This is a genomic window from Kitasatospora sp. NPDC058243 (assembly GCF_042882025.1).
GTDB lineage: Bacteria > Actinomycetota > Actinomycetes > Streptomycetales > Streptomycetaceae > Kitasatospora.
Window position 1 is genome coordinate 19,681 of sequence record NZ_JBHVWW010000089.1, and the last position, 12,038, is coordinate 31,718.

11 protein-coding genes are annotated in these 12,038 nt (G+C 72.0%); 6 read left to right on the forward strand and 5 right to left on the reverse strand.

Annotation, left to right across the window (positions count from 1 at the left end):
- Window positions 1-36: 36 nt before the first annotated feature.
- Together ACFVX9_RS36270 and ACFVX9_RS36275 are read right to left on the reverse strand one after the other, a co-directional pair.
- Complete coding sequence (locus ACFVX9_RS36270; RefSeq protein ID WP_387986123.1) at window positions 37-2,136, reverse strand: prolyl oligopeptidase family serine peptidase; 2,100 nt, start codon at window positions 2,134-2,136, stop codon at window positions 37-39.
- Between the two features lie 109 nt (window positions 2,137-2,245).
- Window positions 2,246-3,754 carry a peptide MFS transporter gene (locus tag ACFVX9_RS36275; protein ID WP_063349097.1) on the reverse strand — a complete coding sequence of 503 codons (1,509 nt, stop codon included), beginning with the start codon at window positions 3,752-3,754 and terminating at the stop codon, window positions 2,246-2,248.
- A gap of 329 nt (window positions 3,755-4,083) precedes the next feature.
- Between ACFVX9_RS36275 and ACFVX9_RS36280 the strand changes: the two genes are divergently transcribed.
- The gene (locus ACFVX9_RS36280) at window positions 4,084-4,758 is read left to right on the forward strand and encodes a response regulator transcription factor (RefSeq protein WP_030290974.1); all 675 of its coding nucleotides are present in this window, start codon (window positions 4,084-4,086) and stop codon (window positions 4,756-4,758) included.
- A gap of 63 nt (window positions 4,759-4,821) precedes the next feature.
- Window positions 4,822-6,066, forward strand: a complete 1,245-nt coding sequence (locus ACFVX9_RS36285) for an ATP-binding protein (protein WP_063349098.1) — start codon at window positions 4,822-4,824, stop codon at window positions 6,064-6,066.
- Between the two features lie 54 nt (window positions 6,067-6,120).
- Here ACFVX9_RS36285 and ACFVX9_RS36290 read toward each other — a convergent pair whose 3' ends face one another.
- The gene (locus ACFVX9_RS36290; RefSeq protein WP_380485405.1) at window positions 6,121-6,669 is read right to left on the reverse strand and encodes a GtrA family protein; all 549 of its coding nucleotides are present in this window, start codon (window positions 6,667-6,669) and stop codon (window positions 6,121-6,123) included.
- Between the two features lie 246 nt (window positions 6,670-6,915).
- On the opposite strand from ACFVX9_RS36290, the gene ACFVX9_RS36295 reads away from it, so the two are divergent.
- Genes ACFVX9_RS36295 through ACFVX9_RS36305 form a run of 3 tightly spaced genes read left to right on the forward strand, consistent with a single transcriptional unit; the run spans window position 6,916 to window position 9,834 of the window.
- Window positions 6,916-8,055: a 5-(carboxyamino)imidazole ribonucleotide synthase gene (locus ACFVX9_RS36295; RefSeq protein WP_380346324.1), complete on the forward strand. Its 1,140-nt coding sequence runs from the start codon at window positions 6,916-6,918 to the stop codon at window positions 8,053-8,055.
- Entirely contained in the window at window positions 8,052-8,588 is a 537-nt protein-coding gene (gene purE / locus ACFVX9_RS36300) for a 5-(carboxyamino)imidazole ribonucleotide mutase (protein ID WP_063349101.1), read from the forward strand. Before ACFVX9_RS36295 ends, purE begins: the two co-directional genes overlap by 4 nt.
- 31 nt (window positions 8,589-8,619) lie before the next feature.
- Window positions 8,620-9,834 (forward strand): dipeptidase, encoded by a 1,215-nt coding sequence (locus ACFVX9_RS36305; protein WP_380560439.1) that lies wholly within the window; start codon window positions 8,620-8,622, stop codon window positions 9,832-9,834.
- A gap of 2 nt (window positions 9,835-9,836) precedes the next feature.
- Here ACFVX9_RS36305 and ACFVX9_RS36310 read toward each other — a convergent pair whose 3' ends face one another.
- Together ACFVX9_RS36310 and ACFVX9_RS36315 are read right to left on the reverse strand one after the other, a co-directional pair.
- Window positions 9,837-10,250, reverse strand: coding sequence for a CoA-binding protein (locus tag ACFVX9_RS36310; protein WP_363588081.1), 414 nt, complete (start codon window positions 10,248-10,250; stop codon window positions 9,837-9,839).
- 43 nt (window positions 10,251-10,293) lie between these two features.
- Window positions 10,294-11,631 carry a UDP-glucose dehydrogenase family protein gene (locus ACFVX9_RS36315; RefSeq protein WP_387986127.1) on the reverse strand — a complete coding sequence of 446 codons (1,338 nt, stop codon included), beginning with the start codon at window positions 11,629-11,631 and terminating at the stop codon, window positions 10,294-10,296.
- A 181-nt stretch (window positions 11,632-11,812) separates the two neighbouring features.
- On the opposite strand from ACFVX9_RS36315, the gene ACFVX9_RS36320 reads away from it, so the two are divergent.
- A partial coding sequence (locus ACFVX9_RS36320; RefSeq protein ID WP_387986129.1) for an acyl-CoA dehydrogenase family protein occupies window positions 11,813-12,038 on the forward strand: 226 nt, incomplete at its 3' end.

Below are 12,038 nucleotides of genomic sequence, written 5' to 3' on the forward strand. Positions count from 1 at the left end.
TGACCAGGCTGCGGCGTTCGGTGGCGCGGGCGCCGCTCAGCCCACGCCCAACGATCTCCGCAGGAACTCCAGTTCATGCAGCAGCAGGTGCTCCACCACGGCCTCGTCGGTCGGCCGGTGGCCGGTGGCCCGCAGCGGCAGGACCTCGTGCGGGCGTCCGGCGGCGAGGAGGGCGTGGGAGAGCCGCAGGGTGTGCGCGGGGAAGACGTTGTCGTCGGCGAGGCCCTGGATCAGCAGGAGTGGGCGGCGCAGCTCCGGGGCCACGGCGATCAGGGAGCCGTCGTCGTAGTGCGCGGGGTGCTCGTCGGGGTGGCCGAGGAAGCGCTCCTGCCAGTGGGTGTCGTAGAGCCGCCAGTCGGTGGGGGCGGCCCCGGCGGAGGCGGCGTGGAAGACGTCCGGGCGGCGCAGGACGGCGAGGGCGGCGAGGTAGCCGCCGTAGGACCAGCCGCGGATGCCGACCCGGTCGAGGTCGAGCAGTCCGGGCCGCAGCCGGGCGGCCTCGTGCAGGCCCTCGACCTGGTCCGCCAGGGCGGGGCCGGCCTTGTCGCCGTAGATCGTCTTGTCCCAGTGCGGTCCGCGCCCGGGGGTGCCGCGGCCGTCGACGACCAGCACCGCGAAGCCCTGGTCGGCGAACCACTGGGAGACCCGGCCCCACCACGCGCCGCCGCTGGTGACCTTGTGCATCCCGGGCCCGCCGTACGGGTCGAGCAGGACGGGCAGCGGGGCGCCGCCGGGGCGGTGGCCGGTGGGCAGGAAGAGCGCGGCGCGCAGCTCGCGGGGGCCGAGGCGGAGCAGTTCGGGGCGCGCGGCGAGGACGGGCGGCTGCGCGTACGAGGCCATCGGGTGCGCCGTCCGGTCGTCGCGGTGGACGGTGGTGCGGCCGGCCGGGAAGCCCTCGGAGCGGGTGGTGACGACGAGGGTGCCGCCGCGCCGGGCGCCGGTGTGGACGCCGGGGCCGCTGCTCAGCCGCCGGATGCCGCGGCCCGGTTCGTAGTGCCAGAGGTGGGTCTCGGTGGGGTCCTCCAGGGCGGTGAACAGGACCTGTTCGCCGTCCGTGCCGAGCACCTCCCACAGCTGTAGTCCGGGCGGGGTGACGGGCTCGCCGTCGACGGTGAGGTGCCGGGTGTCGCCGAGGTCGGCGGTGTCGACCAGGGCGCCGCCGGCGGTGCGCGCGGGCAGGCCGGGGAGGAGTTCGACCCAGTGCTCGTCGCGGCGTTCGGCGAGCACCCGGGTGGCGCCGTCGGGCCCGATCGCCAGAGTGCGGACGGTGCGCTGGTCGCGGCTCTGCACGGCGGCGTACGGGCCGTGGGCGTCCCAGCCGGCGGCGGTGAGGTACTCGAACGCGGTGCGGTCCCAGCGGACCTCGGTGCGGGTGCCGTCGAGGCCGAGCAGCAGGAGCGAGACCTCCGCGTTGGCGGTGCCGGCCAGCGGGTAGCGGATCACGCGCGGTGGGTGCTGCGGGTCGGTCGGGTCGGCGAGGTGCACGCGGTGGACGGGGCGTTCGTCGACGCGGGTGACGAGCAGCGCGGTGCCGTCGGGGGACCACCAGTGGCCGCGGGTGCGGTACATCTCCGCGGCGGCGACGTACTCGGCGACGCCGTACGCGAGGTCCCCGGCCTCGGGCTCGGCGAGCGCCCGGTCGTCCGCGGTGCCCCCGTCGTCCGTGCCGTCCGAGCCGTTCGTGCCGTTCGTGCCGTTGACGGTGACCACGCGCAGAGCGCCGTCGCCGGTGTAGGCGATCCGGCGGCCGGTCGGGTCGAGCCGTGGGTCGTGGACGCCGGTGGCGGTGGCGGTGGGGACGGCGCGGACGGTGCCGTCGGCGGTGTCGGCGAGCCAGAGGGCGCCGTCGAGCGCGAAGGCGGCGAGCCGGCCGGTGGCGTCGGTGCTGTAACCGGTGATGCCGTCGGTGGCGCCGTCGGTGGAGGGGCCGGCGCCCAACGCGGCCGGGTCGGCGATCAGCCGTTCCCGGCCGGTGGCGGTGTCGAGCGCCCAGAGGCAGGCCAGCGGGTCGGTGTCGCCGCGGCTGCGCAGGAACAGGACGGCGGTGCCGTCGGCGGTGATGCCCGGGTGGGTGGGGGCGCCCAGGGTGAAGCGCCGGGTGCGGGCGAGTTGGCGCGGTAACGGGTCGGTCGTCATGCCGGGCACCATAGGCACGGCCGGAGCGGCGCTGTCGAGCGAAAAACGGCCGGGGCCGCTCGCGGATCCCAGGAATCCGCGGCGGCCCCGGCTCGGGCGGGTGTGGGCGTCAGTGGACGTCGCCCATGAGCGTGACGACCCGCTTGCGGTACGTCGCCAGCGCGATGCCGGCGACGATCGCCATGGCGCCCTGGACCGCGAAGTACCAGGTGCTGCCGACCACCTTGTCGCCCAGCACCAGCTGGAAGATGGCGGCCACGCAGTCGCCGGCGGTGACGGCGAGGAACCAGACGCCGACCATCTGGCTGGCGTACTTGGTGGGGGCCAGCTTGGTGGTGACGGACAGGCCGACGGGGGAGAGGGTGAGCTCGCCGACGGTCTGGACCAGGTAGACCATGGCCAGCCACAGCGGGGTGACCTTGGCGTCGCCGGAGGCGGCGCCCATCGCCGCCATCATGACCAGGAAGGACGCGCCGATCATCAGCAGACCGAAGGCGAACTTCATGGTGGTGCTGGGGTTCTTCGACCGGCGGGCCAGGGAGACCCAGAGCCAGGCGAAGACCGGGGCCAGCGCCATGATGTACAGCGGGTTGAGCGACTGGAACCAGCTGGACGGGAAGTTGATCCCGAACAGCGTGGAGGCGGTGTGCTCCTTGGCGAAGACGTTCAGCGTCGAGCCGGACTGGTCGTAGATCATCCAGAACACGGCGGCGGCGACGAAGAACCAGATGTAGCCGCTCATCTTGGACTGCTCGTCCGCGCTGAGGTCCTTGTCGCGCTTCACCTTGGCGAACACGAAGACCGGGATCGCCAGGCCGGCGATGGACAGCGGCCAGACCGCCCAGTCGATGGTGAAGTGGCCGGTGGAGACGACGATGCCGTAGAAGACGACCGCCGCGGCCAGCCAGATGCCGGCCTTGCGGAAGATCTTGCGCTTCTCGTCCGCGCCGATCGGCGAGGTCACGATGTCGCTGGTGGGGCTCAGGTGGCGGGTGCCCAGCAGGAACTGGACCAGGCCGAGCGCCATGCCGATGCCGGCCAGGGCGAAGCCCAGGTGCCAGTCGACCTTCTGGCCGACGGTGCCGACCACCAGCGGGGCGAAGAAGGCCCCGAGGTTGACGCCCATGTAGAAGATCGTGAAGCCGCCGTCGCGGCGTGGGTCGTTCGGGCCGTCGTAGAGGTGGCCGACCATCGTGGAGATGTTGGCCTTGAGCAGGCCCGAGCCCACCGCGATGCAGACCAGACCGGCGAAGAACGCGCCGGTGAACGGCACGGCCAGCAGGAAGTGGCCGGCCATGATGATCGTGCCGCCGATCGCGACCGTCTTGCGGGCGCCGAGGAAGCGGTCGGCGATCCAGCCGCCCGGGAGGGCCAGCAGGTAGACCATGGCCGTGTAGACGCTGTACACGGCGCCGGCGGTCGCCAGCTTCATGCCGAGGCCGCCGTCCGTGACGGAGGCGGTCATGTAGAGCACCAGCAGGGCGCGCATGCCGTAGTAGCTGAAGCGCTCCCACATCTCGCTCAGGAAGAGCGTGGCGAGCCCTCGGGGGTGACCGAGGAAGGTCTTGCCGCTGGGCGAGGCCGGGGTGAGGCCGGCTTCCAGGGTGGTAGACGCCATGAGTAGGGGTTCCTTGCCTGACAGCGTCCGCCAAGGGGGGTGGCGGCGGACGTGGACGGAACCACTCTACGTGGCGATATTTAGCGTTATCAGATGACAAAAGCCACGAATCAGGTATGGGAATGGCAAAGTCCGTGACAGATCTGCCCGATCTATCGATGGTAGACGGGCAAATTTCCCTTCAATTTCAAGATTGAAGGCCGGATTCTTCACCGAACAGGCGGTCTGCGACGGCGTGTTGGGCCTGAAGGGGCCCTTGTGTAACGATCACGCTCTGTGAACTACCTCACAAGGCAGTCCGCCATACCCGGGCGGACTACCATCACCACATGACCTGTGTGCTGCTCGCCGAGGACGATCCGGCGATCTCCGAACCGCTCGCCCGAGCCCTGCGACGTGAGGGCTATGAGGTGCTCGTCCGCGAGGACGGTCCGACCGCACTGGCCGCGGGCCTGACCGAGGAGGTCGACCTCGTCGTCCTCGACCTCGGCCTGCCCGAGATGGACGGCCTGGAGGTCTGCCGCCGCCTGCGCGCCGACGGCAAGAGCTGCCCCGTCCTGGTGCTCACCGCCCGCGCGGACGAGGTGGACACCGTGGTCGGCCTCGACGCCGGTGCCGACGACTACGTGACCAAGCCCTTCCGCCTGGCCGAACTGCTCGCCCGCGTCCGCGCCCTGCTCCGGCGCGGCAACGTCGACCAGCTCACCACCGGCGCGCACGGGGTGAAGATCGACATCGAGTCCCACCGCGCCTGGCTCGGCGAGGAGGAGCTCACCCTCTCCGCCAAGGAGTTCGAGCTGCTGCGCGTCCTCGTCCGGGACGCCGGCCGGGTGGTCACCCGCGAGGAGATCATGCGGCAGGTCTGGGACACCACCTGGTGGACCTCCACCAAGACCCTGGACATGCACATCTCCTGGCTCCGCAAGAAGCTCGGCGACGACGCGGCGAACCCGCGCTACATCGCCACCGTGCGCGGAGTGGGGTTCCGGTTCGAGAAGAATTAGCCCCGTACGGAGATCGCGGCCGGGAGTCGGCCGACGAAGCGGAGCACCTCGGGGAGCGGCAGCGTGAAACGCCGGATGATCAACTCGCTGCTGGGCGTCGTCCTGGTGGTGGTCGTGGTGTTCTGCGTGCCGCTCGCCCTGGTCGAGAAGCGCACCATCGTCAACTCGGCCCAGGACCGGGTGGACGCGGCCGCCGTCCGGGTGCTCGCCCTGGTCGAGAACCGGCTCTCCGCGGGTGAGTCGGTCACCGGCCGGGCCTTCGACAACCAGGTCACCGAGGGCAGCTACGTCGAGGTGCAGATCCCCGGCCAGGACGTCGTCTCCAGCGGCGAACGCCTGGCCGGCGGCCACCTGCTGAAGGCCGTCGAACGCGGCAACAGCGGCGAGGTCGTCACCGTCGAGCAGTCCCGCGCGGACGTCGACCACGAGATCGCCAACATGCTGCTGCTGCTCGGCGTGGTCGCCCTGCTGGCCGTCCAGGCCGCCGTGGCGCTCGCCGTCTGGCAGGCCAAACGGCTCGCCCGGCCGCTCACCGACCTGGCCGAGACCGCCGAACGGCTCGGCTCCGGCGACCCGCGCCCCCGCGACCGCCGCTACGGGGTGCCCGAACTCGACCGGGTCGCCGAGGTGCTGGACACCAGCGCCGAGCGGATCGCCCGGATGCTCACCGCCGAACGCCGGCTCGCCGCCGACGCCTCGCACCAGCTGCGCACCCCGCTCACCGCGCTCTCCATGCGGCTGGAGGAGATCACCGCCCTCGCCGAGGAACCGGAGACCGTCAAGGAGGAGGCGACCATCGCCCTCCAGCAGGTCGAACGGCTCACCGACGTCGTCCAGCGGCTGCTCACCACCCAGCGCGACCCGCGCAGCCCCACCGCGGTGGCCTTCGATCTGGACGAGGTGATCAAGCAGCAGGTCGAGGAGTGGGGGCCGTCGCTGCGCGAGACCGGCCGGGTGCTGTCCCTGGAGGGCCTGCACGGGGTCACCGCCGTCGGCACGCCGGGCACCGTCGCCCAGGTGCTGGCCACCCTGATCGAGAACTCGCTGATGCACGGCGCCGGGACGATCACCCTGCGGGTCCGGCCCTCCGGCACCTCGGTGGTGGTCGAGGTGCAGGACCAGGGCGCCGGCGTGCCGCCGGACCTCGGGAACCGGGTGTTCGAACGCGCCGTCAGCGGCCGCAACTCCACCGGCATCGGCCTGGCCGTCGCCCGTGACCTCGCGGAGGCGGACGGGGGCCGGCTCGAACTGCTCTCGCTGAAGCCCGCGGTGTTCGCGCTCTTCCTCGGCCGCAGCCACGCGGACTGAGCCGGGGGCGGGTACGGCCGGGGGTACGGCCGTCCAGGGCGGACGGCCGGTCGGCTATTCGGCCTTGGCGTAGCGGATCTGCTCGGCGGCCAGCATCAGCTCGGCCTGGGCGGCCAGCTCCTGGCCGCTGGTGCCGCTCGCGTCCTGCACGACCGGCTCGGGCAGTGCCTTGAACACCCAGGTCCGGTACGAGAAGAAGCGGAACACGGTGGCCACCGCGAGGCCGGCCACCTTGGCGCCCAGCTGCTCGTAGTGCGAGTCGAGGCCGAGCACGTACACCGAGAAGCCGAGCACGCCGGTCTCGATCAGCATGCCGATGCCGCTGTACACCAGGAACAGCGTGATCTCCCGCTTGCGCGAGGCGGCGTCGCGGTCCCGGTACAGCCAGTAGCGGTAGCCCAGGTAGTTGGTGGCGATGGCGATCAGCGTCGCCGCGATGTTGGACCGCAGCGAGGCCAGGCCCAGCCCGTTGAGGCACACCCAGAACACGGCGAAGTTGACCACCACGCCGCTCAGGCCGACCAGGCCGAACTTCACCACTTCGCCTGACAGCCCCCGCAGTTTCTGCGAGAGCGAAGGGCTCGAAGCTGCGGACGTCGCCATACCGGGCTGCCTCCATGTGCCTGCGGGTCGAAGAGCGGATCGCGTGGACGCGTCCACCCCTTGAGCCCTGCGTGCACGCACATGATCGGACTGCGCAGACCAGGACCTAGCCGTCCAGGCTACCCGCTTCCACCGAACGGCTCAGCCCCCAGGGCTCCGGGTTGACTGGGACGCCCAGCCCACCCCAGCGGTTCCACCGCCCCCGACCGGCCCGGATATCCTGGCGGGGTGACTTCCCCGGGCAATGTGAATTTTCCAGTGGTGGGCATGATCGGCGGCGGGCAGTTGGCCCGCATGGCACACCAGGCGGGCATCCCGCTCGGGGTCAGGTTCAAACTCCTCGCCGACACGCCCCAGGACTCCGCCGCACAGGTGGTCTCCGACGTCGTCCTCGGCGACTACCGCGACCTCGACACGCTGCGCCGCTTCGCGGCCGGCTGCGACGTGATCACCTTCGACCACGAGCACGTCCCCACCGAGCACCTGCGGGCCCTGGAAGCCGACGGCATCGCCGTCCGGCCCGGCCCGGACGCGCTGGTCAACGCCCAGGACAAGGGCGTCATGCGGGCCAAGCTCGACTCCATCGGCGTGCCCTGCCCCCGCCACCGGATCGTCGCCGACCCGGCCGACGTCACCGCGTTCGCGAACGAGGGCTCCGGCTACCCGGTCGTGCTGAAGACCGTCCGCGGCGGCTACGACGGCAAGGGCGTCTGGGTCGTCGACGGCGAGGAGGACGCGCAGGCGCCGTTCCTGGCCGGCGTCCAGGTGCTCGCCGAGGAGAAGGTCGACTTCGTCCGCGAACTCGCCGCCAACGTCGTCCGCTCGCCCAGCGGCCAGGCCGTCGCCTACCCGGTGGTGGAGAGCGTCCAGGAGAACGGCGTCTGCGCCGAGGTCACCGCCCCCGCGCCGGACCTCGACCCGGCCCTCTCCGACGAGGCCCAGCAGCTGGCCCTGCGCATCGCCGGCGACCTCGGCATCACCGGCCACCTCGCCGTCGAACTGTTCCAGACCAGGGACGGCCGGATCCTCGTCAACGAACTCGCCATGCGCCCCCACAACTCCGGGCACTGGACCCAGGACGGCGCCGTCACCTCGCAGTTCGAGAACCACCTGCGGGCCGTCCTCGACCTCCCGCTCGGCGACCCCCGGCCGCGCGCCAAGTGGACCGTCATGGTCAACGTCCTCGGCGGCGACTACCCGGACATGTACCACGCCTTCCTGCACTGCATGGCCCGCGACCCCGGCCTGCGGATCCACATGTACGGGAAGGACGTGAAGCCCGGCCGCAAGGTCGGCCACGTCAACGTCTTCGGGGACGACCTCGACGACGTCCGCGAGCGCGCCCGCCACGCGGCCGCCTACCTGCGAGGAACGATCACCGAATGACCTCCTCCCCTTCGAGCCCGCTCGTCGGCATCGTCATGGGCTCGGACTCCGACTGGCCCGTCATGGAGGCCGCCGCCCAGGCCCTCGACGAGTTCGAGATCCCCTACGAGGTCGACGTCGTCTCGGCGCACCGGATGCCCCGCGAGATGGTCGCGTACGGCGAGAACGCCCACCGGCGCGGCCTCAAGGCCATCATCGCCGGCGCCGGCGGCGCCGCCCACCTGCCGGGCATGCTCGCCTCCGTCACCCCGCTGCCCGTCATCGGCGTGCCGGTGCCGCTGCGCTACCTGGACGGCATGGACAGCCTGCTGTCCATCGTCCAGATGCCGGCCGGCGTCCCGGTCGCGACCGTCTCGGTGGCCGGCGCGCGCAACGCCGGCCTGCTCGCCGTGCGGATGCTGGCCGCGTTCGACCCCGAACTGACCGAGCGGATGACCGACTTCCAGGCCGAGCTGAACAACCAGGCCACCGAGAAGGGCAAGAAGCTCCGCGCCAAGGTGGCCGGATCCTCCTCCTTCGGCTTCGGCAAGTAACCCCGGCGGCGGGTGGGGTAGAACAGCCGGTATGACTACCGAGCTGGACTCCCCCACCCCGCTGGACCGCGCCAAGGCCCTGCTGCGCACCGCCCCCGTGGTCGACGGCCACAACGACCTCCCGTGGGCGATGCGCGAGCAGGCCGGGTACGACCTCGGCGCGGTCGACCTGGCCGCCGACCAGAGCGACCGCCTGCACACCGACCTCGCCCGCCTCGCGGAGGGCGGGGTCGGCGCGCAGTTCTGGTCCGTCTACGTGCCGACCCGGCTGGCCGGCGACCACGCGGTGAGCGCCACCCTGGAGCAGATCGACTTCGTCCACGCCCTGGTCGAGCGCTACCCCGACCGGCTCCGGCTCGCCCGCACCGCCGACGACATGGAGGCCGCCCGCGCCGAGGGCCGGATCGCCTCCCTGATGGGCGCCGAGGGCGGCCACTCCATCGACTGCTCGCTCGCCACCCTGCGTGCTCTCCACGAGCTCGGCGTGCGCTACCTGACGCTCACCCACAACGACAACGTGCCGTGGGCCGACTCCGCCACCGACAAGCCGGCGGCCGGCGGGCTGACCCGCTTCGGGGAGGAGGTCGTCCGGGAGATGAACCGGCTCGGCATGCTCGTCGACCTCTCGCACGTCTCCGCCGACACCATGCGCGACGCCCTGCGGGTCACCGAGGCCCCGGTCGTCTTCTCGCACTCCTCCGCCCGCGCCGTCTGCGACCACCCGCGCAACATCCCGGACGACGTGCTCGCCCAGCTGCCCGCCAACGGCGGCGTGGCGATGGCCACCTTCGTGCCCAAGTTCATCCTGCCCGCCGCCATCGAGTGGACCCTCGCCGCCGACGAGAACATGCGCGCCCACGGCTTCCACCCGCTCGACACCACCCCGCCCGCGATGGAGCGCCAGCGCGCCTTCGAGGCCGCCAACCCGCGCCCGATCGCCACCCCGGCCACCGTCGCCGACCACCTCGACCACCTGCGCGAGGTCGCCGGCATCGACCACATCGGCATCGGCGGCGACTTCGACGGCACCGCGTTCCTGCCCGACGGCCTGGGCTCGGTGGCCGGCTACCCCAACCTGATCGCCGAACTCCTGCGCCGGAACTGGTCCGAGGCCGACCTCGCCAAGCTCACCTGGCACAACGCCGTCCGCGTCCTGCGCGACGCCGAGTCCGTCGCCGCCGGGCTGCGGGCCGGCCGCCGCCCGTCCATCGCCACCATCGCGCAGCTGGACGGCGTAAAGGGCTGAGCTCAGCCCAGCCGCGGGATCTCGATGGCCGGGCACCTGTCCATCACCATGGCGAGCCCGGCCGTCCTGGTCCGCGCGTACGCGGCCTCGTCGACCACACCCAGCTGGAACCAGACGGCCTTCGCCCCGGCCGCCACCGCCTGGTCGGCCACCTCCCCGGCCAGCGCGCTGTTCACGAACACGTCCACCACGTCGACCGGGAACGGGATCTCGGCGAGCGAGGCGTAGCCGGGCTCGCCGAGGACGGTCTCGGCCTTCGGGTGCACCGGCACGACGCGCTTGCCGTACCGCTGGAGCACCCCGGCCACCCCGTACGCGGCCCGGGCGGTGTTGTCGGACAGGCCCACCACCGCCCAGGTGTCGCCGGTGCCGGTGAGGATCTCGCGAACCGTCGCGTCGTCGCCGTAGCTCGTCATGCCGGTGCCAACGACGACCACGGGCGTCGGATTCCCGCAGGCGTCAGCTGGGGCGGCCGAGGGCGCGGTACGTCCAGCCGGCGGCGCGCCAGGCGTCGGCGTCCAGGACGTTGCGGCCGTCGAGGAGGCGGCGTTCGGCGACCACGGCACCGAGGACGGCCGGGTCCAGCTCGCGGAACTCGGCCCACTCGGTGAGGTGCAGGACGACGTGGGCGCCCTCGGCGGCCTCCAGGGCCGAGTCGGCGTAGGCGAGCGAGGGGAACATCTTGCGGGCGTTGTCGACGGCCTTCGGGTCGTAGACGGTGACCTGGGCGCCCTGGAGCTGGATCTGGGCGGCGACGTTGAGCGCGGGGGAGTCCCGGATGTCGTCCGAGTTGGGCTTGAACGCGGCGCCGAGGACGGCCACCCGGCGGCCCAGGAAGCCGCCGCCGCACTGCTCGCGGGCCAGCTCCACCATCCGGGAGCGGCGGCGCATGTTGATCGAGTCGACCTCGCGCAGGAAGGTCAGCGCCTGGTCGGCGCCGAGTTCGCCGGCCCGGGCCATGAACGCCCGGATGTCCTTGGGCAGGCAGCCGCCGCCGAAGCCCAGACCGGAGTTGAGGAACTTGCGGCCGATCCGCTCGTCGTGCCCGAGCGCGGTGGAGAGCAGCGTGACGTCGGCGCCGGCCGCCTCGCAGACCTCGGCCATCGCGTTGATGAAGGAGATCTTGGTGGCCAGGAAGGAGTTGGCGGCGGCCTTCACCAGCTCGGCGGTCGCGTAGTCGGTGACCAGGAACGGCACCCCGGCCGCGATCGGCTCGGCGTACACCTCGCGCAGCAGCCGCTCGGCGCGCTCGCTGTGGGCGCCGACGACGATCCGGTCCGGGCGCAGGGTGTCCTGGACGGCGAAGCCCTCGCGCAGGAACTCCGGGTTCCAGGCGAGTTCGGCGCCCGCGCCGACGGGTGCCAGCGCGGCCAGCCGCTCGGCGAGCCGGCTCGCCGAGCCGACCGGCACGGTGGACTTGCCGACCACCAGGACCGGGCGGGTCAGGTACGGGGCGAGGCCGTCGATCGCGGCGTCGACGTACGACATGTCGGCGGCGAACTCGCCCTTGCGCTGCGGGGTGTTGACGCAGACGAAGTGCACGTCGCCGAACTCCGCGGCTTCCTGGACGGAGCTGGTGAAGCGCAGCCGGCCGGTCGAACCCTCGTGCCCGGCGACGTGCTTGAGCAGCAGCTCGGACAGCCCCGGCTCGTACATCGGGACGCGGCCGGCGGTCAGCGTGGCGATCTTGTCGGGGTCGATGTCCAGGCCCAGCACCTCGAAGCCGAACTCGGCCATCGCGGCCGCGTGCGTGGCGCCGAGGTAGCCGGTGCCGATCACGGAGATGCGGAGGGTCACGGGTTCCCCTTTGTGCGGACTCGACCTGTACGGGTGCCTCTGATGCTATCCGCCCCGACGGATCCGGCCTCGATCGCCCGTACGCCGGGGACGCTAGGCAGCCGCAGGTCGGAGCCCTAGGATCTCTACTGAACGGTAGTTAACACCGGATCGACTTCGATCACTGGACGAGGCGGGCATCATGGCGGGCAGCGCAGGGGCGGCTGACTTCGATCTCTTCCGTATCTCCGAGGAGCACGAGATGCTCCGTGAGGCGGTGCGTTCGCTGGCTGAGGCGAAGATCGCTCCGTTCGCGGCGGAGGTGGACGAGCAGGGGCGGTTCCCGCAGGAGGCGTTGGACGCGTTGCGGGGCAGTGATCTGCATGCGGTGCACGTGCCGGAGGAGTTCGGTGGTGCGGGGGCGGATG

What these genes read in the sequence shown, in the direction of transcription:
- ACFVX9_RS36270 (WP_387986123.1), bottom strand. Translation starts at nt 2,136, where the DNA reads ATGACGACCGACCCGTTACCGCGCCAACTCGCCCGCACCCGGCGCTTC.
- ACFVX9_RS36275 (WP_063349097.1), bottom strand. Translation starts at nt 3,754, where the DNA reads ATGGCGTCTACCACCCTGGAAGCCGGCCTCACCCCGGCCTCGCCCAGC.
- ACFVX9_RS36280 (WP_030290974.1), top strand. Translation starts at nt 4,084, where the DNA reads ATGACCTGTGTGCTGCTCGCCGAGGACGATCCGGCGATCTCCGAACCG.
- ACFVX9_RS36290 (WP_380485405.1), bottom strand. Translation starts at nt 6,669, where the DNA reads ATGGCGACGTCCGCAGCTTCGAGCCCTTCGCTCTCGCAGAAACTGCGG.
- purE (WP_063349101.1), top strand. Translation starts at nt 8,052, where the DNA reads ATGACCTCCTCCCCTTCGAGCCCGCTCGTCGGCATCGTCATGGGCTCG.
- ACFVX9_RS36305 (WP_380560439.1), top strand. Translation starts at nt 8,620, where the DNA reads ATGACTACCGAGCTGGACTCCCCCACCCCGCTGGACCGCGCCAAGGCC.
- ACFVX9_RS36310 (WP_363588081.1), bottom strand. Translation starts at nt 10,250, where the DNA reads ATGACGAGCTACGGCGACGACGCGACGGTTCGCGAGATCCTCACCGGC.